Origin of the sequence: Prosthecobacter dejongeii (assembly GCF_014203045.1) — a bacterium.
In the GTDB taxonomy this organism is placed as follows: domain Bacteria; phylum Verrucomicrobiota; class Verrucomicrobiia; order Verrucomicrobiales; family Verrucomicrobiaceae; genus Prosthecobacter; species Prosthecobacter dejongeii.
The window spans coordinates 79,248-104,848 of record NZ_JACHIF010000004.1 but is presented as its reverse complement, the minus strand read 5'-3'; the positions used below and the strand labels follow the sequence as shown (position 1 = coordinate 104,848).

General features: G+C 53.5%; 23 protein-coding genes. 8 read left to right on the top strand and 15 right to left on the bottom strand.

Features of this window, described 5'->3' with window-relative positions:
* Together HNQ64_RS10990 and HNQ64_RS10985 are read left to right on the top strand one after the other, a co-directional pair.
* Positions 1-502 (top strand): hypothetical protein (locus HNQ64_RS10990; protein WP_184208456.1); only part of this gene is annotated, 502 nt, incomplete at its 5' end.
* 113 nt (positions 503-615) lie between these two features.
* Positions 616-1,314 (top strand): hypothetical protein, encoded by a 699-nt coding sequence (locus HNQ64_RS10985; protein WP_184208454.1) that lies wholly within the window; start codon positions 616-618, stop codon positions 1,312-1,314.
* Positions 1,315-1,364: 50 nt separating this feature from the next.
* Here HNQ64_RS10985 and HNQ64_RS10980 read toward each other — a convergent pair whose 3' ends face one another.
* Complete coding sequence (locus HNQ64_RS10980; RefSeq protein ID WP_184208452.1) at positions 1,365-1,823, bottom strand: SRPBCC family protein; 459 nt, start codon at positions 1,821-1,823, stop codon at positions 1,365-1,367.
* A gap of 177 nt (positions 1,824-2,000) precedes the next feature.
* On the opposite strand from HNQ64_RS10980, the gene HNQ64_RS10975 reads away from it, so the two are divergent.
* Both HNQ64_RS10975 and HNQ64_RS10970 read left to right on the top strand, forming a co-directional pair.
* Positions 2,001-3,926, top strand: coding sequence for a DUF1592 domain-containing protein (locus HNQ64_RS10975; RefSeq protein ID WP_184208450.1), 1,926 nt, complete (start codon positions 2,001-2,003; stop codon positions 3,924-3,926).
* Positions 3,927-3,939: 13 nt separating this feature from the next.
* The gene (locus tag HNQ64_RS10970) at positions 3,940-5,322 is read left to right on the top strand and encodes a DUF1552 domain-containing protein (RefSeq protein WP_184208448.1); all 1,383 of its coding nucleotides are present in this window, start codon (positions 3,940-3,942) and stop codon (positions 5,320-5,322) included.
* Positions 5,323-5,333: 11 nt separating this feature from the next.
* Here the strand turns inward: HNQ64_RS10970 and HNQ64_RS10965 are convergent, their stop codons facing one another.
* The 3 genes from HNQ64_RS10965 to HNQ64_RS10955 form a co-directional block, all read right to left on the bottom strand.
* Complete coding sequence (locus tag HNQ64_RS10965) at positions 5,334-7,538, bottom strand: hypothetical protein (RefSeq protein ID WP_184208446.1); 2,205 nt, start codon at positions 7,536-7,538, stop codon at positions 5,334-5,336.
* Between the two features lie 92 nt (positions 7,539-7,630).
* Complete coding sequence (locus tag HNQ64_RS10960; RefSeq protein WP_184208444.1) at positions 7,631-8,917, bottom strand: hypothetical protein; 1,287 nt, start codon at positions 8,915-8,917, stop codon at positions 7,631-7,633.
* Between the two features lie 378 nt (positions 8,918-9,295).
* The gene (locus tag HNQ64_RS10955) at positions 9,296-9,919 is read right to left on the bottom strand and encodes an arylesterase (protein WP_221305418.1); all 624 of its coding nucleotides are present in this window, start codon (positions 9,917-9,919) and stop codon (positions 9,296-9,298) included.
* 29 nt (positions 9,920-9,948) lie between these two features.
* On the opposite strand from HNQ64_RS10955, the gene HNQ64_RS10950 reads away from it, so the two are divergent.
* From HNQ64_RS10950 to HNQ64_RS10935, 4 genes are all read left to right on the top strand, one after another.
* On the top strand, positions 9,949-10,674 hold the full coding sequence (locus tag HNQ64_RS10950; protein WP_184208439.1) for an ABC transporter ATP-binding protein: 726 nt from the start codon (positions 9,949-9,951) through the stop codon (positions 10,672-10,674).
* Entirely contained in the window at positions 10,664-13,210 is a 2,547-nt protein-coding gene (locus tag HNQ64_RS10945) for an ABC transporter permease (RefSeq protein ID WP_184208437.1), read from the top strand. Before HNQ64_RS10950 ends, HNQ64_RS10945 begins: the two co-directional genes overlap by 11 nt.
* A gap of 112 nt (positions 13,211-13,322) precedes the next feature.
* Positions 13,323-14,597: a polysaccharide pyruvyl transferase family protein gene (locus HNQ64_RS10940; protein WP_184208435.1), complete on the top strand. Its 1,275-nt coding sequence runs from the start codon at positions 13,323-13,325 to the stop codon at positions 14,595-14,597.
* A gap of 423 nt (positions 14,598-15,020) precedes the next feature.
* Positions 15,021-15,365 carry a hypothetical protein gene (locus tag HNQ64_RS10935; RefSeq protein WP_184208433.1) on the top strand — a complete coding sequence of 115 codons (345 nt, stop codon included), beginning with the start codon at positions 15,021-15,023 and terminating at the stop codon, positions 15,363-15,365.
* Positions 15,366-15,479: 114 nt separating this feature from the next.
* On the opposite strand, the gene HNQ64_RS10930 is transcribed toward HNQ64_RS10935, so the two are convergent.
* From HNQ64_RS10930 to gspG, 11 genes are all read right to left on the bottom strand, one after another.
* Positions 15,480-17,375: a response regulator gene (locus HNQ64_RS10930; RefSeq protein WP_184208432.1), complete on the bottom strand. Its 1,896-nt coding sequence runs from the start codon at positions 17,373-17,375 to the stop codon at positions 15,480-15,482.
* Positions 17,356-19,410 carry a sensor histidine kinase gene (locus HNQ64_RS10925; protein ID WP_184208430.1) on the bottom strand — a complete coding sequence of 685 codons (2,055 nt, stop codon included), beginning with the start codon at positions 19,408-19,410 and terminating at the stop codon, positions 17,356-17,358. Before HNQ64_RS10925 ends, HNQ64_RS10930 begins: the two co-directional genes overlap by 20 nt.
* A 317-nt stretch (positions 19,411-19,727) precedes the next feature.
* Positions 19,728-20,123: a DUF3307 domain-containing protein gene (locus tag HNQ64_RS10920; protein ID WP_184208427.1), complete on the bottom strand. Its 396-nt coding sequence runs from the start codon at positions 20,121-20,123 to the stop codon at positions 19,728-19,730.
* Between the two features lie 51 nt (positions 20,124-20,174).
* Positions 20,175-20,711, bottom strand: coding sequence for a hypothetical protein (locus HNQ64_RS10915; protein WP_184208426.1), 537 nt, complete (start codon positions 20,709-20,711; stop codon positions 20,175-20,177).
* Entirely contained in the window at positions 20,708-21,301 is a 594-nt protein-coding gene (locus tag HNQ64_RS10910; protein ID WP_184208424.1) for a hypothetical protein, read from the bottom strand. Before HNQ64_RS10910 ends, HNQ64_RS10915 begins: the two co-directional genes overlap by 4 nt.
* Positions 21,298-22,518: a hypothetical protein gene (locus HNQ64_RS10905; protein ID WP_184208422.1), complete on the bottom strand. Its 1,221-nt coding sequence runs from the start codon at positions 22,516-22,518 to the stop codon at positions 21,298-21,300. The genes HNQ64_RS10910 and HNQ64_RS10905 overlap by 4 nt, the downstream gene beginning before the upstream one ends.
* Positions 22,502-23,377 (bottom strand): type II secretion system minor pseudopilin, encoded by an 876-nt coding sequence (locus tag HNQ64_RS10900; RefSeq protein WP_184208420.1) that lies wholly within the window; start codon positions 23,375-23,377, stop codon positions 22,502-22,504. Before HNQ64_RS10900 ends, HNQ64_RS10905 begins: the two co-directional genes overlap by 17 nt.
* An 84-nt stretch (positions 23,378-23,461) precedes the next feature.
* Positions 23,462-24,166 carry a type II secretion system protein gene (locus HNQ64_RS10895; protein ID WP_184208418.1) on the bottom strand — a complete coding sequence of 235 codons (705 nt, stop codon included), beginning with the start codon at positions 24,164-24,166 and terminating at the stop codon, positions 23,462-23,464.
* Positions 24,141-24,509: a hypothetical protein gene (locus HNQ64_RS10890; protein ID WP_184208416.1), complete on the bottom strand. Its 369-nt coding sequence runs from the start codon at positions 24,507-24,509 to the stop codon at positions 24,141-24,143. Before HNQ64_RS10890 ends, HNQ64_RS10895 begins: the two co-directional genes overlap by 26 nt.
* Before the next feature lie 179 nt (positions 24,510-24,688).
* Positions 24,689-25,063, bottom strand: coding sequence for a hypothetical protein (locus HNQ64_RS10885; RefSeq protein WP_184208414.1), 375 nt, complete (start codon positions 25,061-25,063; stop codon positions 24,689-24,691).
* Positions 25,064-25,151: 88 nt separating this feature from the next.
* Positions 25,152-25,592, bottom strand: a complete 441-nt coding sequence (gene gspG, locus HNQ64_RS10880; protein ID WP_184208412.1) for a type II secretion system major pseudopilin GspG — start codon at positions 25,590-25,592, stop codon at positions 25,152-25,154.
* Positions 25,593-25,601: the final 9 nt, after the last annotated feature.

The following is a 25,601-nucleotide window of genomic DNA, read 5'->3' as shown; positions in this document are numbered from 1 at the left end:
AGCTGCGAAACTCGCCCGTGAACAGGAAGCGGCAGAAAAGGCTGCTGAGAGAGCCCGTCTCCAGGCCGAGAAGGAAGCTGCTGCTTTAGCCCGCGCTCAAGCCGCTGCGGAAAAAGCCGCTGAAAACGCACGTCTGCAGGCTGAGAAAATCGCAGCACGCCAGGCCGCAGCCGAAGCGAAAGCTAAAGCGGATGCCGAACGTGAGGCCGCCAAAGAAGCGGCCCGCGAACTGGCACGTCGCGAACTGGAAGCAGTGAAAGCCGCTGCCGCCGCCCTGAAGGCCAAGCAGGATGCTGAGAAAGAAGCAGCCCGAATGGTCGAAGAAGAAGCCAAAGCCCGTCGCGAAGCCGCTGCGGCTAAAGCCCGTGCTGAACAAGAAGCCAAAGAACGCGCCCGCCGCGCCGCAGCCCTAGCCGCCATCGCTGCCGAAAAAGCCGCCATGGAAGCTGAGAAGCAGCGCACGGCAGCAGAAGCTATCGCGGAGAATGCCGAACCAACCTAAAAAATTCATCAAACACACAGTTCCGCATCCTCCTGGTTCATCTCGTTAGGTTTTCATTGACGAGTCTGAAACTTGGCTAGGCGCATAAAGTCATTTCAAAATGACCTTCCTTCATGATTATTCTCTATTACCTTCTGGGATACTACGTTATTGGCCTGGTCATCATGGGCGCGCTCAGCATTCGGCAATGGAGGCTGACCCGAAACTTTGTATCTCCCCAGACCACCCGCGAGTTCTTGGTCAATTGGCTCGCTTCGGCTGGGTTATGGCCATTGATCGTATTTTTCACGTTCCAACAGGGATTGCCAAAGTTCGAAGATACTGAAGACAACCCGCAAGGTCGCTTGCGCAAGAGGCAGTATGATTCACGACGTGACTTCGCCCGCAAGATTCCTCCCTGCGGGGGAGTCATCCGCATGGTCGCGGCCGACTATCCAGATAACACAGAGTCCGTGGGAGTGTTTTACTTCGAATCTGCAGATGCTTGGCAGGAAATGTACGAGCGTGTGAACGCCTGCCCCACCCTTCAAAATGACGATGAAGGGCACCTACTCCTATGGCTCTCAAAGAGAAAAAGGGCTCATTCAACCCCAACCGATGTGCCGATGGGTTTTCCGCGTTTTACAGTCTGTGCCGATAAACTCATCCGCCAGGGGCTTTCCCGAGCGGAATGCTTGATCTGCAAGCAGGTTTATCCGGTCCAGCGATTAATCTACCGAGATGATGCGAGTGGTCAAAAGGCTCAATTCCATGAGACCTTATGTCCGAAAGGTCACACCCTTTTGCGGGAGTTACGAATGCGCTTTTTCTAATACAATCAGCCCCCCATGAAGATGCGGCCCCTCCAAATGAGCGATAAAGCTCAGGCTTCATCCGGAATCTCCGGCTCCACCAACTGGGCCAGGAGGATCAGCGATTCCTGCCAGCCTTGATAGCAAGCTGCCGCAGGGATCATCGCAGGCACACCTGCTTGGGTGATGTTCAATTCGGTGCCGCAAAAGACTTCCTTTAACTCCACCGTCACCTGCATTTCTCCTGGCAGATTCGGGTCTTCAAACTTGTCCGTGTAGCAGATGCGCTCGTTGGGGATGAGCTCCGTGTAGGTGCCGCCAAAGGAGTGGCTAGAGCCCGTGGTGAAATTGGTGAAGGACATCCGGTAGGTGCCGCCGACTTTGGCTTCCAGGTGATGCACCTTGCCGGTAAAACCATGGGGCGGCAGCCACTTGGCCTTGGCATCGGCATCGAGAAACGCGCGATAAACTCGTTCAGGTTTGGCACGAAGAACGCGGTGAAGATGGATGGTATGAGTGTCGGTATTCATGAGGGTAAAGAGTGGGATTCAATTCAATGACGAACGAGCACGAAGCTAAAGGACATTCTTCGGCCCATGATTTCATTGGGGCCGTCTGTAGCCGCACCAGCGCCCTTTTTGAGTGAGTTTCTTCTGATAAGCCACCGCCCAGCCGTCCGTAGTTATATCCCCCTTTTTAAGATCCGAATGACGATACCCGAATTGACCAGCCCACGCGCGAGGGTCCTGCATGTCTTGAGCCTTGGAATGATGCTGGCGATGCCCTGTGCAGCCGCGGAGAAAGTGGCCGATGCGGAATTCGCCGCGCAGCAGGCGGAGGCTAAAAAGTCCTTTAAAGAGGGGGTGGTGCCGTTTGTGAAGACTTACTGCATCGAGTGCCACGGCAATCGGCGCACGAAAGGTGGACTGAACCTGGAGCCTGCCTTGAAAAATCCGGGGGAGTCCTCCGCCAGTCGGAAATGGATGCAGGCCTTCGCCAACGTGAATGCCCATGACATGCCGCCCGATGATTCAGACCAGCCAGCCAAGGAGGAACGGCAGCGATTTCTCGATAGCCTGGGCAAAGTCAAGTATCTCAGCGCCAAAGATCCCGGGCCGTTTGTCATCCGTCGCCTGACCAAAATGGAGTATGGCCATACACTGCACGACCTCTTCGGAGTGGATGCCAGCGTGGCCCAGGAACTGCCCGATGAAGTGGCGGGCCAGGGTTATCTGAATTCCCTGTCGCCCATGCAGACGGAGCAGTACCTCTCCATCGCCAACGAGGTGCTGGATCGCATCCTGGCCCCAGCGGGCAAGCCGCCCACGGAGATGCAAAAACGTTGGTTAGGCCAAACACCCGCCCCAGGAGCCGATGAGCGTGAAGCAGCCAAAAAGGTGGCCCGCTCACTGGCGCGGAGTGCCTACCGTCGTCCGCCCTCGGAGCCCGAGGTGGACACGCTGCTGGGAGTCTTTGATCTAGGCCGGTCTAACCAACTGGACTATCAGGAATCGCTGCGACTCATGCTCAAGGCTGTACTTGTCTCCCCACAGTTCCTTTACATCACTCCGGCCAAGGAGGCCGAACCGGGCCAGACCATTGTGCCTTTGGATGACTACCACCTCGCCTCGCGTCTCTCTTATCTTCTTTGGGCGACCATGCCCGATGCGGAGCTTTCCGCCCAGGCTGATGCAGGCACGCTGCACCAACCGGAAGTGCTCAAGGCGCAGGTCAAGCGCATGCTGGCCCATCCTCGTGCGCGGGCCCTGTTCGATGGTTTCGGGGCGCAGTGGCTGGGCCTAGGCAGCCTGGATAGCAAGACCTTCGATGCCAAAAAATTCCCGCAGATGACCCCTGCCCTGCGCATGGCCATGTATGACGAGGCGCGGCTTTTTTTTGACAGCATCGTGCGGGGGAACCTCAGCGTGGTGGCCTTTGTGGATAGCGACTACACCTTCCTCAATGACACGCTGGCTCAGGTCTATGGCCTGGAGAAAGAAGTCACCGGGCCCAAGATGCGCAAGGTGAAGCTGACGAATGCAAATCGCGGCGGCATCCTGGGTATGCCGGGCATCTTGGCCACCACCTCGTTCCCCAATCGCACCAGCGCCGTGAATCGTGGCGTGTGGGTGCTGGAGCAGGTCCTGGGGGAGCACGTGCCCCCTGCCCCGCCGAATGTCCCCGCTCTGGAAAAACAGAACCAGAAGACCGTGGCCAACCTGACCCTGCGGCAGCGCACGGAACTCCACCGCACCAATGCCGTCTGCGCCAACTGCCACAAGATCCTGGACCCCATCGGCTTTGGTCTGGAGAACTTCGATGCCATCGGTCGCTGGCGTGATCAGGATGATACCGGCGGGGCCATTGACGCGGCGGGCGAGCTCCCAGGCGGCAAACGCTTTTCCTCCCCCCAGGAACTCAAAGCCATCATCGCTGCACGAAAGGACGATCTAGCCCGTAATTTAACTGAGAAACTCCTAGCCTACGCCCTGTGTCGCCAGCTCGAAGGTTATGACAAAATCGTGGTGGATCAGCGCCTGAAAACCATCGCCCAGGACGGTTATCGCATGCAGACACTCATCACCGAGATCGTCACCAGTTACCCTTTCCTCAATCGTCGCGTCCAAGACTGAATCCCCACTTCCCATGACCCGCAAACACCTCATTGATCGCCGCACGTATTTGAAAGGCATCGGCGCTTCCCTCGGCCTGCCTCTTTTAGAGACCATGGGCTGGGCAGATTCGGTCAAAGGCAGGGCTCCGGTCAAGCCGCCCGTGCGCCTCGGGTTCATGTATATGCCGCATGGCGTCATCCCAGATCAGTTCTGGCCCACCTCCCCTGAGAGCTACCTGACAGCCCCGCCGCCTGCGCTGGAGTCTCTGCGGCCAATCCTGGATCAGTGCCTGCTCATGAAGGGCATCTCCGGTGTCCCGATTGCACCCTTCAATGGAGCCCCGCATGCGCTGGAGCTTTCCACCTGGCTCACCGCCTGCCTGCCAGACCCGAGCAAGCGCAACCAGATCCACATCGCCATCTCGGCGGATCAGATCGCCGCGAACTACGTGGGCGCAATGACTTCCCTGCCCTCGCTGGAACTGGCGACCATGCCGCAGACGCACAAGGAAAATCAGGAAGGCCTGAATGAAGGTTACTACTCCCATTGCAGCTACCGCTCGCCCACCCAGGCCGTTCCGGCAGAGATCAATCCCCGCAACGTACTGAATCGTTTGTTCGGCAAATCCGACGCTTCCGGCAGCACCACAAAGGCCGATCCACTGGACCGCCAGATGCTGGATCTCGTCATCGGCGGAGCCCGGGACCTGCGCAAAAAACTGCCGCAGAACGACCAGCACAAGCTGGACGAATACCTCGACAGCGTCCGGTCGGTGGAGCGGCGCATCGCCGCCATCGAAATGCGCCAGAAAGAGTCGGCCCTAGAGAAAGCCGGAGTCGCCTCCAGCAAGCGCAGCGCCACGGATTCCCCACCCATTGAGATCCGCATTCCCGAGGGCGACAAACGCAGCGAGTACATGCAAGTCATGTGCGACCTCAACGTGCTCGCCTTCCAGACGGATACCACCCGCGTCAGCACCTACATCGGCTCCACGCCCAATGGTGTCTCGTATCCGGAGCTCGGCTTCACCGACACGCATCACTCCCAGACGCATCACAACCACAAGGCGGATCAGGTGGCCAAAGTCGCCGCCATCACCGCCTTTAACATCACCCAGTTTGCCTACATGGTGAAAAAGATGGCCAGCCTCCGCGAAGGCGACGGCACCCTCCTGGACAACTGCCTCATGATGTGGGGCTCCGGCCTCGAAGACGGCAACGACCACAGCCGCAAAAACCTCCCCTTCATCATCGCCGGCAAAGGCAGCGGCTCCGTGAATACCGGACGCTTTCTGGCCGATACCCAAGGCAATCAGGGGGATTTGCTGACGACGCTGCTCACCTGCGCAGGCGTGCCGCTGGACCGACCCATTGGGATTGCGACGAAGAGGATTGAAGAGGTCTTAAGAAGCTAAAAAAATAAAAATCAATCCTCGGCTATTAGCAATTCACACAAATAACAATTTAGCTCCGATTTGATACCTCCACCCAAACCAGCTTTCACCGTTGCATAAACTGTATTTAAATCGGCTTTTAAAAGACGGATTTTTCGTGAGGCAAGCGCATAAAGGAACTCAGTCAAAGCTTCAGCACGTGGATTGGAAGGAGACTGTAATATTTTCGAAATTGTATCAGCCATTTGACCGCTCAAAATTTGCGACATCTGGTAATCCAACTCTTGATGAGATGCTGCCCTTAAAATCGCAGATTGAATGACTCCATCGCTGTAGCGAAAAAATAAAGAAGGTGAGAGTACGCAGCGCCTGTGTGGCTGCTGCTCAAGCTTCCGAGCACGGTCATTTGTGGTTCGCAGGTGGTGCAATGTCGCTTGAATTGCGAAAAAGGCATCGGCTTGAGAAAATTTCAAAGACTGATTCAAGCCTTCTGTATAAACAGAATTATTTCGTAACTGTAATTTGGGGATGCTACATGAATTAGATCCCATAAATACCTCATCTAACAAACCATTTTTCACGCCCTCTTGGATAGTGCCTATTCTATTTTCAATAGCTAAAACCAATGCATTCTGAGTCATTTTTTTAGCTCGAATTGCCTCCAATTGCTTCATCCAAAACAAAAACTCCTCTTCCCAAGGAGTCTTAACTTGGCGATGATGAATTGGGCTTTGTATGTCACAACAGCTGTAAAATCCAAATTCGACTCCAGATTGTGAATAGACAAGATTACTTCTTATTTCTTTAAATACTTGTTGAGAGGCACAAGCTGTTAAACCAACCAAGAAACTTAATGCGTGATTTTGCTGAAAATTTCTTGCAATTTGAGCTACATCCAAAAGTTGCGTTCCGTCGGTCAAAATACCGGCAACAATCAAAGTGCTTTTTTCTGAGCTTTTTTCAACCAAAGGCAAAGCTACTGATCCATTTGTAAGTAACCGAGCGGGAATATATTTTATATTTTTGCTAGATTTTTCGAACTTCCTGAGCTTTCTGATCGTGCTCTTTATGCGTCTAACCAACATCTTAGACGAATCATCTTCAAAGTATATAACATAAGAGAGCGATGCTGCGATTGAATTGAGCAATATTTGGTTCAATCTTTTCAAAAACGGACTATTATTGAAACAAGCTTTATCAAGCTTGAAAATAGTAGGCTTTGGTGGTGGCGATGACATAGAGTCATCCGCAGGATCTGATACGTTACAAGTAATTGCGTTTCGACCGACGAATGATTTCTTAAAATCTACCCACCATTTGGGAATATCCTCTATCTTCAGATTGACGTCATGAATTTGGGGATTTTCCGGCATAAAAGCCTCGGCTTGAATGTGTACAGCAAGAGAATGCGGTGCGAATGAACCTCGATCTCCTACCTCGGTAACAGTCGCTGCAGGGAATCCATCTACATTCCCGGGCCTGATTGTGAGATCACAGATAGTGTTCTCCGGAGGTTCTTCTAAACCAAGGTAAAAAACGGTGCGTATCTTTCCATCTGAAATACCCAACTTATCAATCAAGTGTTTAGCCATGCCTCCGCCGCTTGAGGCAGAGATGAGAATCAATGATTGATCTTTGTATAATACGGTATTTGAAGATAGACCTTTGTAAGACTCATAGCTCTGAATTGTCGGGGATATGCGGGCTGATTCAGGTGCTAACATATTATGCAGATGGACCGACGCATATGCGATCGAGTTGATTGTCGAGCTGTCAGTGTAAATATATTGAGTATTGTTTGTTACGCTTGACAGCAACCATAAGGAAATAAACTCGATCTCTATACCATTAACGAGGACTGAGCCGGTTCGCATAAAGCGGTCAGTGTGTTTTAGAGAAGGTTTTACATAATGATGTGAATCAGATGCCTCGAGCATTCCCTGATGCTTGATGAATATTTGATAGCAGCCGCGCCTTCTTATTTCTTTTATAAGCTTAGACTCGATTTTTTTCCCATTTTCATCCCGGATGCATCCACAATGATCATAAACAAGCAGTGAAGGAGATATATCTAAATTTTTTGATCGGTTGATTAAAATGCGGTCTTTTGATCTCCCTTTTTTTAACAATGGGGCAATCGAATTTAATTGATACAGTGGAATTAAAAAAATAACGCGGTCAGATATAGGACTCCACGAATAATGACCATCAATCGCTCTATAAACATCCTCGTCCAAGACTTTATAAGTCCCGAAGAAAAAGACTGTCGTTCTCTGCACGGAGGTGGATTTCGAGACGTTATCCACTAAATCAAAGCTAAAGCATGTATTCACTGCACGATCTCCTTTACTGGCACTATGATTGTGAAAAATGATCCAGAAGCGACAGGGTGAGGAGAAGGCGATTTTAGTCGTGTATTCCAGTCATTCATGAAGAGTAAATGTAGCATTTTCGCATATCTTTTCTCCTGAGGCTCTAATTCCAGGGCTGCAATTTTTTCATCATCTAGTGGGTCGATAAAAAAATCTCTAAAAACTGACAACCTGTTACCTTTATATTTAATTAACCCACGGCATCGGTTTATTAGTTTTATGCTGTCATATAAACCTCTACCTTCATTTGATTTAGGGCTCCTCCCGGATGCTAAAAGCAAGCACTGCCTTGTTGCCTTTAACTCTTCAGAGATGCTCTTTGGAGCTCTCTTAAGAAAATGCTTAGCCAGAGTAGGCCCGTTGTCGAATATTGTTATTTCAAGAAACGCTGTATCCTCATATCCGTCTGCCTTTTGAAAACGCTTCAAGTAATCATTAATTGGATTATCTTCCCCTACTTGACTGTAAAGTGGTTTGGTGGACTTCACTTCTCGTGCGTGCACATGAGTCAATATACCTCTTATCGAGTTCCCATATTGTTTTGTCCCCCATCGGCCTGCGTTTTCAAAAAGCTCATATGCAAAGCGAGCAACACTATCTATAAAACCCTTGAGTGCAACGGGGTGAGGTATGGGGGATTGTGTCTTGATTATAGCTTGTCTTTTAAACATGATTTCCAAAAAAGCTGAATAGCTGGCTTTCATTGGAGATCTCGTCTGCTCGCGGCGAAGATATAATTTCGTGTAATCTTCTAAGATGTTTTCGCCATACTCAATAAAATCATCAACCACAACGAACATTCTTAAGTTCTTAATGGTGGGTTGACCTGAGGTAATTATGTCAGTTTGAGATAGGGCCTGGTTTACAAAATCCTCAGCTATTACGCCGCCCTTGATGTCAGTAAATACCCTTGCGTTATCCAAACCCCATTTTCTCAATCGCAGAGCAAGAACAAATCCGTGTTCTTGATTGAATAAATTATTCAATTGAATTTGAACTTGGTCACTGTCTTCGCGACTAGGTATGTGAGTTGTTATAGAGGCATCCGGACATTTATCTGCCCATGTTAAAATGAACTGGATTAATTCCCCCTTACCTCCCAATCTATAATCTTTTAAGTCGGTAGGTAATTTTAAAGAAATGTTTGCTTTTTCATCCTGATATAAAGCTTCATATAAAGCAGCTATTGAATTCACATTTTGCGAGCTGTGAACTACAATGGACTGCGTAGGCGCTTGATTCATGTTTGCATTTTTAAATCTATGAAATGAGTTTTAACAAGAAACTTTCAGCCCTAATCGAAAAAATAATTAATCCAAATAGACTTATTTAACGTTTGTTTTGCCTTTGCACCTCACTTCCCCATAACACCCTTGAGGAAAAGCAGCCGGTTCGGTCGTCGCTCTGCGACTTTGGGATCTTGATTGAGATGTGGCTGCGGGTGCACCCACCTTGAAAGGTGGGCCTATGACACGGCCGTCGCTCTGCGACTGGAAGGCTTGAATTCAACCAAGCAAAGCTATGGATTGCGCAGCCTTGGTCATGGGGGGTTCGTCTCTCGTTTTGGAAACAGGTATCCATGAGTTCCTGCCGTCCTGCAAAGTGGCCTCGACAGACTTTTATCAATTCCCCACTTCGGGCAGCAGGGCTTTCAGCTTCGCCCAAACCAAGTCGGCGATTTTCTGTTGGCCTTCGGCGGTGGGGTGGATGCGGTCGGGTTGGTTGAGTTTTTCATCGCCGCCGACGCCTTCGAGGAGGTAGGGGAGGAGGTCGGTTTTTTCGGCGGTGGACACTTTGGGGAACACGGCTTTGAAGGCCTCGACGTATTTGGGGCCGAGGTTGTCGGGCATTTGCATGCCGGCGATGAGGATTTTGATGGTGGGGTTCTTGGCGCGGGCTTTGGCGACGATGCCGGTCAGATTCTTTTCCGTCTGATCGGGGGAGACGCCGCGCAGGCCGTCATTGCCGCCGAGGGCGATCACCAGCACGTCCGCGCCTTTCGGGCCCAGGGCCCAATCAATCCGCCGGAGGCCGCCTGCGGTGGTATCGCCACTCACACCGGCATTCACCACCTCATAGGGCAGGCCCTCGGCATCCATTTTCTTTTGCAACAAAGCTGGGTAGGCCTGATCACGATCCAGGCCGTAGCCGGCGGAGATGCTGTCGCCTAAAACGACGATTCTTTTTTTTCCTACGGCTGCGGTTTGGGCGGGCAACGTAGCCATCCAGCCAAGAGACACTGACATCAGCAGTCCGAACACCAGCCATTTCATCCATGTCATCTGCCAGACTAGAATCATCGACTGCGGCTGTCAAACGGCCCATCCTGGAGATCCAGGCGCTCCAAAAAATCTACCGCAACCCCCAGCATGAGCTGACGGTACTGAACGACATCAACCTGACGCTGGAAGCGGGCGACACGCTGGCGATCACCGGCCCCTCAGGAAGTGGCAAGACCACGCTGCTGGGGCTGTGCGCGGGCCTGGACGATGCCACGTCGGGCTCACTGAAACTCGACGGGCAGGCTTTCGAAAACCTTTCCCAGGATGCGCGGGCAGCGCTGCGCAACAGGCTGGTGGGTTTCGTTTTCCAAAACTTCCAACTCATCCCGACACTGACGGCCCTGGAGAATGTGCTGGTGCCGCTGGAACTGCGCGGTGAAACAGGTCGCCAAAAGGTGGCCGAAGCCCTGCTGCACGAAGTGGGCTTGGGCAAGCGGATGGGGCATTACCCCGCCCAGCTTTCGGGCGGCGAGCAGCAGCGTGTGGCCTTGGCACGGGCCTTTGTGCATCGCCCAAAGATCTTGCTGGCCGATGAACCCACCGGCAACCTGGACGCCGCCACCAGCGCACCCATCGTGGAGATGCTGTTCCGGCTGAATCGTGAGGCAGGCACGGCGCTGGTGATCGTGACACACGACCCCGGCCTAGCGGCCAAAGCCCGGCGCGTGGTGAAGATGGAGGGTGGAAAGATCATCGCGGAGGAAGAAAATGCCGTCTGATCCACGCCCGCTCCCGACCCACCTCATCCCTGCCCTGCTGCATCCCTGGACCTGGCAAATGGCGTGGCGGGACAGCCGCACGCAGCGCCTGCGCTTGCTCATTTTCTCCCTCGCCATCGTTTCCGGCATTGCTGCACTGGTCGCCATTCATTCACTGAAAGGCAGTGTCGAAACCGGCATCAAGACCCAGGCCAAAGAACTCCTGGGTTCGGATCTGCAGGTTTCTTCGTCGCAGCCGATCAAGGCGGAGGAGTTTGACAAGCTGGCCAAGATTTCCTCCCGGACCACTCGTGAGGTGGCTTTCCCATCCATGATGACCTTCCCCAATGGCGGGGCCCGGCTGGTGAACGTGCGTGCCCTCGAAGGGGAGTATCCCTACTATGGAAAAATCGAAACCCTGCCTGCGGATGCCTGGCAGCGCCGTGCGGATGAACCGGGTGTATTTTTAGAGGCCGCTCTTTTGGAGCAATTCCAGGTGAAGCCGGGTGACGAGATCGAGCTGGGGCGACTGCATCTGAAGATTCTCGGCAGCATCCTCAACTCCCCGCCGCGCGCGAGCCGCTTCAGTGGCATCGCCCCCGAAGCGTACGTTCACCTGGCTGATATCCAGCAGAGCGGACTCATCGGAGCCAACAGCATGGTGACGCATCTGGTCCATCTCGAGACCGCCCAAAAAACTCCCTCCGCCGAACTGAAGGAAAACCTGCGCCGCGAATTCCCCACCGCATCCTGGCGCCTGGAGACACCGGAGGACCGCCAGGAAACGCTGGGTGATGCCCTGGATCTGTTTCAACGATACCTAGGCATCCTGGCGCTGGCATCCCTGGCTCTCGGTGCGCTGGGGGTGGCGGGGGCGGTGCAGTCTCACATCAACCGCCGCGTCACCACCATCGCCATCCTGCGCTGTCTCGGCGCGCCCCGGCAGCTCGCTGCCGCTGTTTACATCGCCCAGAGCGCCACGCTGGCCCTTCTGGGTGCCATTCTGGGGGCGGGCCTGGGGGTGCTTTTGCAAACGGGTCTGCTGGTGCTGTTTAAAGACAGTCTTCCAGTGGCTGTGGAGGCCGCCCCCGAGTGGGCCATCGTCTTTCGCACCACCCTGGCGGGTCTGGGTGTGTGCTGTGGATTCGCGCTCATCCCCATCCTGAAAATCCATCGCATTTCACCCGCCGCCACGTTGCGCAGCGGCAGCTTTTTGCCCGGCAACCCTCTCCGCACGTTGCCAGTCTATTTGCTTCTCACCGCCCTGCTGCTCCTGCTGGCCCTAACCAATGATGCGGATTGGAAACGTGCGGTGCTTTTGGTTGGCGGACTTGGCGCTGCCTTTGCCCTGGTCATTGGAGTAGCTCGGGCGCTCATGGCCGTCACGCGCCACATCGTGCGGCCAAGCTGGCCTTACCTCCTGCGGCAGGGCATTTCCAATCTTCATCGCCCGGGCAACCAGACTTTGCTGTTCCTGCTCTCGCTCGGGCTGGGCACCTTTCTGCTGCTCACCATCCTGCTTACCGGGGATCTTTTGCAGCAGCGTCTCCGCATCAGCGAGACTCAGGAAAACCCCAACCTCTACCTGATCGACGTCCAGCCCGATCAAGTCGAAGGCGTGACTTCGCTGGTCAAAAACCAAGGGCTACCCGTTTTAGAAACCGCCCCCATGGTCACCATGCGGGTTCAGGCCCTCAAAGGCGTTCCGGTCACAAAAGCGGAAGGGGTGCCGCGCTGGATTGCCAATCGCGAATTCCGGTCCACCTACCGAGCGAATCTGAACTCCAGTGAAACTCTGGTTGCCGGAGAATGGCATGAGAGCCTGCCCAGCCCAGAGGGCCCCATCCCGGTCTCGCTCGAAGAAAAAATCGCCGGAGACATGCGTCTTCAACTTGGTGACACGCTGACGCTGGATGTCCAGGGCATCACCCTGGAAGCCCGCGTGACCAGCATCCGCAAGGTGGATTGGAGCCGGTTTAACCTCAACTTCTTCATGGTTTTTCCGCCTGGCCCTCTAGACGGTGCACCGGGCTTTCATGTGGTGACCACCCGCACCCCGGATGCAGCCGCCGTAGGCCGTCTTCAGCAAGGCTTGACGCGAGATTTTCCCAACGTCTCCTCGATAGACCTCTCCCAAATTTTGGAAACGGTTCGTTCGCTGTTCTCGAAGATCTCGTGGGTCATCACGATCATGGGCGGATTCACCCTCATCGCTGCGCTGCCTATTGTGGTTGGCACGCTTCTCAATGGTCGAGATGTGCGCCTCCGCGAAAGTGTCTTGCTGCGAACGCTAGGCGCTTCGGCGCGGCAGGTTCGCACCATCCTCATCATCGAATACGCCACCCTGGGTTTCCTTGCCGCCCTCACTGGAACGCTTCTCGCGGTGGGAGCTGCCACAGTCCTCGCCGTTTACGTTTTTAAAACGTCGCTGTCGCCGAATGTCCTGACACTGCTGACCGCCTTTTTGACCACCACGGCCATTTCTGTTCTGGGAGGCCTCGCTCTCAGCCGGGGTGTTTCGAATCATCCACCGCTCGATATCCTGCGACGGATCTGATTTTTGAAAGAACAAACTATTGCCTAACCTCAAGTCAGGTCATCGTCTGGAAAAGCGGTGACAAGAATAGGGTTGCTGTTGCCCTGTGATAAGTCCTACACTTTTTGTTCTTATGTCTTCACGCCGATCCTTCCTCAAAAACTCCGGCTTGGCCCTTGGGGCAGCCGCTTGGCCTGCCGCTTCTTTTGCGCAATCCCCCGAAAAACAGAAGACGGTGTTGCTGCAGTGTGCCTGGGCGACGAAAAATATTGGGGACATTGGACATACGCCGGGGACGTTGCGTTTTCTGGAGCAGTATCTGCCAGAGGCGAAGGTGATTCTCTGGGCAGCCAATACCAATGAAGAGGTGGATGCGATGCTGATGAAACGGTTTCCAAAACTGGAGATCGTGAAGGGTGCGCTCACCCAAGAAGGCGGAGCTGTGCAGGAGGCGATCAAACACAGCGACTTTTTCCTGCGTGGACCGGGCATGGGGCAGAGCACGGACTTCATGATTTACTGCAACAAGATCGGCAAGCCCTGGGGATTGCAGGGACAGTCGTACTTTCCGGACATGGTGACGGGCAAGGATGGGGAAAAACGCATCGCCCTGCTGAACGGTGCAGCCTTCATCTACTGTCGGGATTCCAAGACGCTGAAGCTGCTGCAGGACGTGGGCGTGAAGCCGCCGGTGCTGGAATTTGGTCCGGATGGCTGTTTTGGCATCGATGTGCGGAATGAGGAAAAGGCGCTGGAGAGGATGAAGAAGCATGGGCTGGAGGAGAAGAAATTCATCACCCTGCAACTGCGCACACATTCACCTACAAGCCCGGGTGTGGATGACAAGAGGCCCCAGAAACTGAATCCGCTGAACCCGACGCCGGCGAACATCGCCGATGACACACGGCGAGCGAAAGTTTATCAGGACCTCATCGCGATGTGGGTGAAGGAGACTGGCTACAAGGTGGTGATCGCCCCGGAGGTGCGGAAGGAGATGGAGTATAACAAGAAATTTGTCTATGACCCACTGCCGGATGACCTGAAAAAGCACGTGGTGAACTTTGACGAGTTCTGGAACGTGGACGAAGCCTGCTCCTTCTACGCCCGTGCTCACACGGTGATCTGTCATGAGCCGCACACGCCCATCATGGCTCTAGCGATGGGCACTCCCATGATGCACACATTCTCGGAGTTTCACTCGCCGAAGTGCTGGATGTTCAAAGACATCGGCCTGGAAGAATGGGCTCCAGAGTTTGATACCACACCAGCAACCAAGATGTTTGAGATCCTGATGGGTATTCACCACGACTACGCAGCAGCGGAAGCAAAGGTCAAAAAGGCGATGGCCTATGTTGAGGACCGTGCGAAGTCACAAATGAGTGTGCTTAGAGACGTCATCAAGGGGTGATGTCTAGCGAGCTAAGAGCGTGCGCATTAAAAACATAAGATGAGACAGTTAACTAAGCCAAGCTCAGCCATGTCAAGTGGGTCGGCTAATGAGAGCAAAAAGGCGATTAGGGACAGGGCGCATCCCAACCGCTGGATATTCAATCCCACCTCTCATTCCCGACTTGTGCAGTGTGAAACCCTTGCTCCTTAGGCAGTTACGATCATGAGCGAGCGGCCCCCTCCCCCATCCACTGAGTACTTTTTCGAACGCTTTCCGTGGAATCAACGTGGGGTTTTATTCGCCGTCGCTTTGGTGGTTTCGTGCTTTGATTACCTCGCTGGCCCGATTATTTTTTTCCCTGTCTTATTTGTTATTCCTGTCACGTTGATGGCGTGGAACTGCGGCCTCCGCACCGCGCTCATTTTGGGGACCATTTTGTGCGTGATCCGCTTCGCCATTCAATACGCCTGGGGCATTCCCTACACCCTGCCCGTGGCCATCATCAATGCGTGCTTGCGGGTTCTGATCTTATTCTTCATCACTTTTCTAGTCGGCAAGCTCGCAGAACAAACCAAGGCGCTGCGCGCGCGAGTGCGCACGTTAGAAGGAATCCTTCCCACTTGCTCTTTTTGCAAGGACATCCGTGACGAAGCCGGGAACTGGCATGAGATCGAAGACTATGTCACTTCGAGGACCGACGCACTTTTTAGTCATGGCGTATGCCCGGGCTGTGCCGCCAAGCATTACGGAGACATTTTGAATGCTCAGCAAACTCCCACGAAGTAGTTGACCAGAGTGCGAACATGCTGCGCCCTGGCGACCACCGACAAATCTGGACATCCAGTGCGCCGATGCAATTTTTGCCGACGACACTGGTCCGTAAATTCGTTAGACCATCATTCAATGACTCATCTCTGAAGGAGGCAAAGAGAATCGAGAGGTAATAGGGCGCGGCGGCAATGGATTGCGTGTTATCCCTTTGGTAAGGGCTTGACCGACCGCATTCAAGAGGTCTAGCACATCAAAAGGTTTCGGCAGGTAATTGATGCCTAACTGCAAGGAGGTTGTTTGCCCCAGAATGTCCGGGCAATAACCACTGGTGAAGATGATCGGCAGCGTGGCATCGTCTCCTAAAATCGCACGCCCCAGATCAAAGCCGCTGGCATCTCCTGGAAGATTGATGTCGGTAATCACCAGATTGATGGAATGACGATGAGCGCGCCACAATTGCCACGCTTCATGGGCATCTTTAGCCGAGTAAACAGTATGCCCTTGATTCTCCAATACGTAGTTCATCACATGACGCACGCTGGAGTCATCATCCACAATCAGAAGATTGCAGGGGGACACATCGTGCAACAAACCGTCAAAATCTTGATTCCCTGAAATAGGCGTCGCGATCTCCGTTTCAGGACTCGCAATAGGAAGGTAAAGATCAAAATCCGTTCCCACACCGACCACACTCGAAACTGAGACCCAGCCGCCCATGTGACGAGCCAATCCTCTCACCATTGCTAACCCCATTCCCGTTCCTTTGCCAGGTTCTTTGGTGGTGAAGAAAGGATCAAAAATCTGTTTTACGATTTCCGCTGGCATTCCGCTCCCACTGTCGCTGACAGTCAAAACTGCAAAGTGACCGGGATGCGCATCCACATGCAGAGCACGCGCATCTTCCGCTGTCGCTAAATGAGTCTGGCGGGTGCTGATGCGCAAGGTTCCACCTTTAGGCATGGCATCCCGTGCATTGACCGCTAAGTTAACCACCACCTGTCCTAATGAACCTGGATCTGCCATGACCTCTGGCAGATCGGCCAGAAAGTCTGTTTCCAAAATAACATGTGAACCTAATGTGCGTTTGAGTAAATCCACCTCGGCCTCAATTTCACGAGCCAAGGAAACAGGACGTGGCGTCTTGTAGTCACGACTGGTGAAGTTCAAAAGTTGTTTGGTCAGATCCGCCGCACGCCTTGCAGCTAGGAGGACTTCGCCCATGGATTCAGAAATACCTGGCGGCTGATCTCCACTCATCAAGTTCATGCTCAGATGCCCCTGAATAACAGTCAGCACATTGTTAAAGTCATGGGCAATGCCAGCAGCCAAACCACCTAACGCATCCATTTTCTGCATTTTGCGGATGTCTTCTTCGAGCCGCATGCGATCGTCATGTTCTTGGCGCAAGCGTGCATAGGTATCCTCCATGCGTTTGGTGTTGTCCCACAATTTGGTTTGCAGGCCGAGTTGGCGCAAAGCGGACTCACGCTCAAATCCCCATTTGGAGGTCAGCGCATTGGCGATCTGAATAACTTCGATGGGGTCGAAGGGTTTTTTCAGAATCACCAGCCGATGAGAGATCCCCAAATGATCCACAATATCATCCCAAGAATAATCGGCATATGCAGTGCAGATCGCCACCTGTAAATCAGGCTGGAGACGCCACAGATTTTTAATGGTCGCGATGCCATCCATACCTGGAGGCATGCGCACATCCACCAGAGCCAGAGCAAAAGGACGCGCCTGCTGAAGCCCCATTTCGACCAGTTTTACAGCCCCATCTCCCTGGGCTGCAAAGGCGAGCTCAAACTCTGGCATGGAGCGGGAGGTTTGGGCATCCCCAAACACGGCCGACTCGATCATATTCAGGTCCCCTTCACCAAAATCCGTAGGCGAGAGGATCTTGCGGAAGTCTTCATGGATCGTCGTGTTATCATCCACGATCAGGATGCGATGGTTCACATGCAACGGATCTTGAGAAACAAGATCTGCAGCAGGATCAACGTTAGGGCGGTGTGGGTTCATGCGAGGGTTCACGGTAGGTTGACGCAGAGACAGAGTTAGCGGGCAGTGAAGGCGTTGTTTTAGAATCCTTACGCGCCGGAATTTCGAGGATGAAACGGGCTCCTTTGCCCAGACCTTCACTTTCAGCCTTGAGGCTACCGCCCAGATCTTGTGCCAGTAGGCAGGCATGGTGTAGGCCAAAGCCATGGCCATCCTTTTTAGTGGTAAAACCTTGTGTGAAAATGCTGGTCAGATGCCTCGGCTGGATGCCGCATCCTGTATCCTCAACCACGATCCGCACATGAGTCTCGCCTTGGGGCTGGATACGCAGGCTCATCTTCCGTTCTGATACGGGTTTATCTCCCATCGCCTGGCAAGCATTGGCCAAAAGGTTGACCAAGATTTGTAGCAGCAAACCACGGGCGGAATAAATGGGAGGAAGATCCGCAAAGTGCCGCACAATCTTTACCTGCTGGTGGGCAATGTTGACATCCATTTCCAGTCTTAGCGCCTCTTCCATCACGGTGACTAGATCTAGGGGCTCCCAAAGTGTACGCACACTGCTGTGAGACTGCTGAAGCATGATCATATCGCGGATATGCTCGATGCGCTCAATCATGTCACTGACTGTGGCGTTCAGGCGGTTTTGCTCATCGCGGAGATAGCTCGAAAGATCCACCAAATATCCTGGCAGCACTTGGCCACGTTTGTCATGCGTGAAGAACGTCGGATTTTCAGGCAGATGTTCTTTCAAGAGCAGCGTTGCCTGACAGAGCTTGTCCATCCGCGATTTTTTTAACCGATCGGCCAGCAATTTTGCTCCCACATTCAGGCTATTGAGCACGTTCCCGACATTGTGTAAAACACCGGTGGCGATCTCGGCCATGCCAGCCTGGCGTGAAGCCTCCACCATGATTTTATGGGTATCTTGAGTGCTCGCCTCATTTTCCCGCTGCGTCGTAATATCGAGCAAAATACCCCGGAGGACTAAACCATTGAGCATCAATTTGGCAGCTTGGCCGTACTCTTGAACAAAGGCAGTGGAGCCATCTGCCCGCACCACTCGGTACTCCATTTGATACCGTTTTGAATCCGTAGCCGCCTGGGTCCAGGTCTCTTGAACTCGGTTCCGATCTTCAGAGTGGATCACCTCCAATAAGAAACCGTTTTCATTTCCCCAACGCTCCATGTCATACCCCAAATATCCTTCTGCACTCTGACTGAGATAGGTAAAGCCCCCTCCCGCAGCAGGTCGCTCCCAGACCACCCCTTGAATGGCATTGACCATCCCATCGAGGCTTTCAATGTCTTGCAGCAAAGGTTGAATGGCTTTTTCCAATTCTTGCTGGCGACGCTTCTCACCTTTCACCACCAAGAATCCGCCTAAACAAACACAGATGATGAGCAACCCGGTAAATTCGCCCACCACACGCCATTGCTCCATGAATCGAGTTTTATTATAGACCTGGGGGAAGAACTCCAAAATCATCACCGCCTTCACAGCCTGCTGTTCATCCAACAAAGGAATCATGGCCATGAGAGAGGATGCTTCACCTGACTTAGAGACATCCATGCACCAAAACTCTTTGCCAAGGAAACAACGCTGCAGTTTTTCATCACACGCAGCTTTTAGGATGGGGCGATCTTCACGGCGCTGCAATCCCATGGACTGGATCGTTGGCTTGCCTATTTCCCTTGTGGTCGCGATGGAAAGCGTGCGCAAAACGGAGGATTCGTGGCCCAAGCGTAGCTGCATTCTTTCCACTACCGGTTTTAAAGCCTCAAGCGTCAACGCTCCCATGGCTGGAATGGCACGCTCCAGAGCATGGGCATGGACTCGCGCCAATCCCATCCAGGTCAGCATTAGTCTTTCAGCTACCGCATCTGCCGAGCGGGTGATATGCAATGGAGCGAGGTAGGCAATCGCTCCTAGCAAAGCCAAAACGAGCCAGTGGTGATGCGTTGTATGGTAACGCCGCTTTAAAAACCCCAGGCACGCTCCCCCCACAGCGAGTGTGGTGGCGAGGAAGACCAAAGCGGGGGTGCCAAATTCCATATATTCCAGATATTATAGCAATTATATAAATAAAGGCAAAGGATCATATTCAGCAAAGCAAAATATCTTTGTAAATTTGCAAATTTCACTCTGCATCAAGATGCTTTCACAGAAATACACCTACGCTTACAGCTACTATAAAATCCCCCTAGCCATTTAACCCATAACTTCAAACGTTGCCCCCAAAGCAATGGCCTGACTTCTTTGCATGATCGCTGCTCACGACCGCTCCAGCCTTTTTAACCGACTGACAAATTCTTCTCCTCCCCTACCTTTAGTAAGGCAAAAACGCGTAGTGAGAAACTCGGCAGCCCTGCTTACAAGTTTAACCAGCCAGCCCACGCAATGGTGACATAGGCCACTTTGCAAACCACGTGGAGAATCTGATCTTGGTTAAACGTGGTCTTTCCTTCACACTTCGCCACATCAATGCACCAATGAACGATCAACTCAATCCCACCTAAAAGAGCGGAGCCCGTGATCAGCCAAACCGCCCCTGCGTGAATGAGACAGTGCGCACTCATGCAGGCAAACCAAATGCTGACAGGCCGGGACGGGTCCTGAAGTCGAATCAAGAATCGTCGGTTTTTGCCCGTGGCCAAATATTCCCCCTGCAAAGGGAAATCTGCAATCGCGTGACCGATGCAGAGAGCGAACAGCGCCTTCAGCGCTGCCAGCCAATTGAGCGGGGGAAACTCCACGAGTTCGAACATGACGGACAAGCTCACATCCGGCTACCTAACTGGCAACTTGAAAATGAAGTCTTAAGGAGGTGGTAAAGGAACATCCCCTTTGGGCGTGGCCGCCGGAGTTTGCGCAGGGGGGAGGAGGGGGGAGCTGAGAGCCGGTACAATGGCAGGACGCGTCTGCAGAGCTGGTGCGGTTGGAGTTGGGGGGGGAGCTTCCGCAAAGCTCACCCACCCCGCTTGATCTCCTTTTTGCAATTGCACGCGCGTTTTGTCCATGGTGGCTCCGGGGGTCACTTTTCGGATTTTGATGCCGTTTTCATTGTCGGTATTTAGTCGCGCTTCACTGATGAGGGAAGTTGTTCGGTCCACCAGCACCGCCACCACCTGACCATCCACCTCATAGACACCGACCAATGAAAGAGTGTCTGTAAACAATGGCCCTGCTGGAGCATCCGGCGAAGGGAGATCCCGAGTCGTAAAGAGAGACCTCTCCCACAGCGGCGCATAATGATTCAGTTCTGGGAAAGCCACAGGCGGAGGCAATTTTACGGTGGAATCTTGTGCAACAAGACTGCCTGCCAGAGAACATGCTCCTAACAAAAAAAGTTTCATGGCTTTTCCCCTCCTTTTGGTTCACCAGTGCCCACTGCATTTTCATGATAAAACTGGGTGACTTCCACCTCCGCATTCACGCTTTTCCCCTGCCCGGTTGGGGTGATCAATAGACGCGTGACCCCCAGGAAACGACCGGGCTGCTGCACTCCATGCATCCAGGTGAAAAAAGCCTGTTCCTTCACAGCACTCAAGGTCAGTCGCACCGTAGCACGGTCAAAGTAACCTTGGCTAGCCTCAAAGTGAAGACCGTCTTCGGCGATTTCTTTCGGCGCTTCTAAAAACTCGCGGCCAGCCAGCGCCAGCCCAGCTTTTTCCGCTTCCTTTTGAATCACCTCAAGAAGACATGCAGAAGCCTCCTGCCGTGAGGCGAAGGTAGGCACTGTTTCATTCAGCCACTCACTGCGCCGCTGCCATTCAGCTCCCTCGGTGATGGCTTGATTCATATCTACCAAGCGATCACGCAACCTTGCGGTTTCCTCGGTGATGCTGCGGTAATGATTGAGGCCAATGGTCAGTGCCCCACCGCCCACTACGACTAGGAAGACGATGACAAATAGGCCTAACAAAAGGCGTTCACTGCGCTTCATGGGCGGGCAGCTCCTTTCACTTCAAAGGTCGCACTGTTATCACTAGCGATGACAGGTGCCGGAGTTTCCCAGGAATAATCTGCCAAGCCCGGGACTTGAGAGATCTCCCGAGCATACTGGAGCGCCAGCGATGGCGAAGGCATGCGCCCCCGCAATAAAATCCGCTCTGGCACCCATTCAAAATGTGTCATTGAAACCTCTTCCGCCGCTTTCGGGATCATGCAGTCTAAAAGCACCTGCATGGGGAAGCATGCCGGATCCACCGCAGGAGCAGCCTCCTGCCAGCTTTTCCTTTGATCCAGCACCTGTGAGGCCTGTGGGGTCAGCACAGCCACGCGCTCGCGCAGCAAGTCGCGCTCCTGCGTGGCCCAGGCGATCAGCACCGCCATCACAGCCACCGCAGCAGCTAGGGCAAAACCAGCACTCAGAGCCAGCAAACGAATGCGGCCCCTCTGGGCCTTTTGAGCGCGCGCGGTCAGAATCTCGGACGGCACTAAAGTACTACCTCCGGATGCAGGCATGACAGGAATGGGCCGCTCTTCACGCACAGCAGGTAAACCTGTCACACGTTTGATTTGCTCTAGATCTCCTTCATCCTCTAGCCAAAGCACAAGGTGGCGCACATTCCCCAGCACCCCTTGGAAACCTAGCTGGAGACACAGATGATTGACCTCCCCTAAGGCATGTTCATCCACCGTTAGGGAGGAAAGGGGGCTGGCATACACGAGCTCCGTCCCGTGAGTAATGACAAGCACCAAACGACCCAGCTCCCGATAAAGAATCATGGCATCCTCAGGCAGCGGCAGGCACGCCGTGGCCGGTAAGATTTCATCGGGTAGGCGAGTCAGGTCCGCCAAAGGCACAGGCATCTCCTTCAAGGCCGTCATGCACACCAAGTGCGCGCCTTCACGCTCCGCGATGCTGCGGATCTGTAAGGCATGAGTGAGATCTGCCACACGCACGCCCAGACGCTCCAGATGCAGAGCCGCCATGTCCCGAAGGTGCCCTGCTTCCCCCTGCAACCATGCCGGTAATACCCACAGATTGGCAAGAGGTAAGGCCAACAAACGAGTCTGCGTCTCTTTGCCAAAGCTCATTCCACTCGAACGACCATCCGCCGCCAAAGCACATGACTCCCCTGGCACGCCTGTCCAGCGCTCCCAGCCCGCTGCTCCTGGCAAAAGCAGGTCTTGAGTGGGTTTACGAGTTTTGGCCATGTATAGAAATCTCTCCGCGCCAGAGCGCCTGTTGATTTTGCGTGATTAGGATCAAACGACGTCGAATATCACCGAACTGGCCAATACTTTCAATGCGGCGGATCGGCCCATTGAATTGAATCCACTGCGTGAGTTGCTGCACCACCTGGGGCTGATATACGCCCAGGAGTTGAGCCACTTGCGGCACAGATCCCAGCTTCACATCATCCTGTGTTCCGCGTGCGCCATCGCGGCCCGCCCGCAGGGCCAGCAGCGGCTGCACACGCTCTACAGGCACATTCACTAGAAGGGCGATGAGCTCTGCCCGCGCATCGTTCACATCCACCCGCCCATCGCCATGCACCGTAAACCACTCACGCCAATCCGGGCGTGCTACATTCACCTCCGCCATGCCGCGCACGAGCAGCATTTCATCCACCTCTTTGAAGGGGCGATTGAAAGGCATCCCCTCATGACCCGCTTTTTCATAATCGCGTTTCTCTGCCCCATTCAGACCTGTGCGGTCATCCACATCTACCCAGTCTTTGAGTGCATCTATCAAAGCCGCAGCAAATTCTGGCTTCATTCCCCAGGCTGCAAACAAACGAGGCAGCAGAATGCGATCATCCTTTTGCAAAAGGGTATTGATGTTGAATCGCGCCTCCTCCGCCACGATTTTGACTTCATAACTGCCTCCATCAGGGCTAGTATAACGCAGCAGCGGATCGTTTTCCGGTAAGGCAGGATGGCGACCAATCTCAATGCCCATTTGCGCCAGTCTTTTCGCATAGGTCCGGCCTCGCATCTGGCGGGCGTAGCTGGAGTCTGTCTCCAAAGCCTTAGCTCCCGCATAGACCACCAACCCCAGAATCGCGATCATCCAGAACACCGCGATTAACGCGGAGCCCTGACGGCGAAGTGGTGGAAGATGAACGTGCATAAGGGTGAGTGCAATCAAAGGTAACTATAGGTTTCCAGAAGATCTCTCTTGCCCCATTGCCGGTCGTCCCATCCCCTCTTGATCACGGCCTACAAGATCATTCGCAATCCAAAAAGTCGCTCCATGCTCACGGGCATCTTTGAGAAAGGTAAACTGCATCCGCATAAACAAAGGCGGCGCGGGGCGTTTATCTGGATTCCAAGAAGAAAACCAACGTTTATCTTCCGCTGAATAAAACTGCGTTTTGAATTCCTTCAGGCCTGTGAGAAGCGGCAGTTCAGCGATTTGCTCATAAGCATCCATCGCGGTGGGTTTTTCCAACCGCTTGAGATGGCGAATCACAAGAGTCAGGGACTTCGGCTCTTCTCCACGAATGGTGGCAAACTCCACGGCATCAGCCAGTCGCAGGGAAGGATTCCATGTGAAAGGAACGGACCCTCCCTCCACCAGCAGCGTGCCTGCTGCTCCACGCTTCACCTTGTCCAGTCCTGAAAAAAATCGCAGACCCGGAGGCACATTTTCCAGCCAGTCACGCCATTGATGGATAAAGTTACTCACGCGCATTTCAGAGATGCGCGCCCTGTTCATGGAAGATCCCAGCTTCAGAGATCCATCCGCCACACCATAGCCCCCGCCAATGATCAGCGAGATCAGCGCCAAGGCGGCGATGACTTCTAACAACGTGAACCCACGCGCTGGATGTCTATAGGCTGTGGGGTGAATAAACATAGGTTTCCATGCGCCGTCTGAGGGATTTTTTCAGCCCCGTTTCTAACCAAGCTTCAGCCTGGACGTGGAACATGTGATCCAGCTCCGTTTTATCCTTGGTCATGAGCTTGACCTTCACAATGCTGGCACGGGCATCCACACCATCGACACTTTGAGGGAAACTGACAGTCGTCGCTTTCAGCTCGGGCTGGTGAGACACCTCCGCCAACACCGACTCCAACACACGCAACAGTTGTGCCTCCTGACGAGATTGCTTGGAAGTGTTTGCGATCTGGTCCAAAGCCTGCGTCATGCCCACAGCAACCAGAGAGAAAAGCCCCAGAGCGAGGATGATCTCTAGCAAGGCGAAACCCCGCCGAGCTTGCTGGAGTCGAAGAGAAGATAGCGAATGGTTTCCTAATGGGCGCGGTCCCCGCATGTGATCAGGAGCAGCCCAGTAACTGTTTTCTTCGCAGTTCCTGCGATTTCCCAAACCTGTAAAACTTCCTCTCCTTTTGATTAGGCCGGTCTTTGGATACGTCTTCATGATTTCACCCGAACCTCCTTTCTGACAGCACAACCTGTGAGAGGATCGAATCCGAGTTCGATTTCTCCCACCTCATTACTCAAGCGCACATCCACGGGCTCGCAGATGCCTGAGGGACTGAATTCCCACACTTCACCACGAACGGGCTGGCGAAAGGTTTTATCGCCCACACGGCGCACCTGCAGCCGGCCCTCAGTACCGAGCCCTCCTTGAAGATCCAGAGTTATGACACGCTGTTTCATCACAGCTTGCAGCAGGGACTCGCGCGCCAAGGATTCAACTTGGGAAGCCATGCGCTTCAGCTTCACTTCCCCCTGCAAACCCGCCATGCTGAAAGTGGCGACTCCCAGAATCAAAACAGCGATGGCCATAGCCACGCAGACTTCCACCAAAGTGAAGCCAACGTGTCTATCTGAGCGATGAATCGTCATACGGAGAATGCAGACCTTTTAAGCCGCTTTACAGATCCCAATTTCCAATGTCATCTGCGGTATCTGCCAATCCATCTGCACCAGCAGAATAAACATCAAAACCGCCTTTATCTTTGGCACCAGGGCGCTTGTAATGATACGGGTTGCCCCAAGGATCAAGTAGCAACTTTTTCAGCTTCGGTGTGTAGTTCGCAGGCGCAGGACGGGAGGTGGGTTTCTGCACCAACGCCATCACGCCTTGCTCGGTACTGGGTAGAAACATATTGTCCGTCTCGTAGCTGCGAAAGGCCGCTGTGAGCGTGTTTAGATCCGCCTTCACTCGGGTCTTTTTGCCAGAGTCTAACACACCCACAAGAGAAACAATACCCGCCCCAACCAAAAGCGCAACAATGCCGAGAACGAGCACCATTTCGACCAAGGTAAAACCAGCGGACCTGGCAGGATGGAGTTTGAATGAGGAGGTTAGCATCTTCATGTG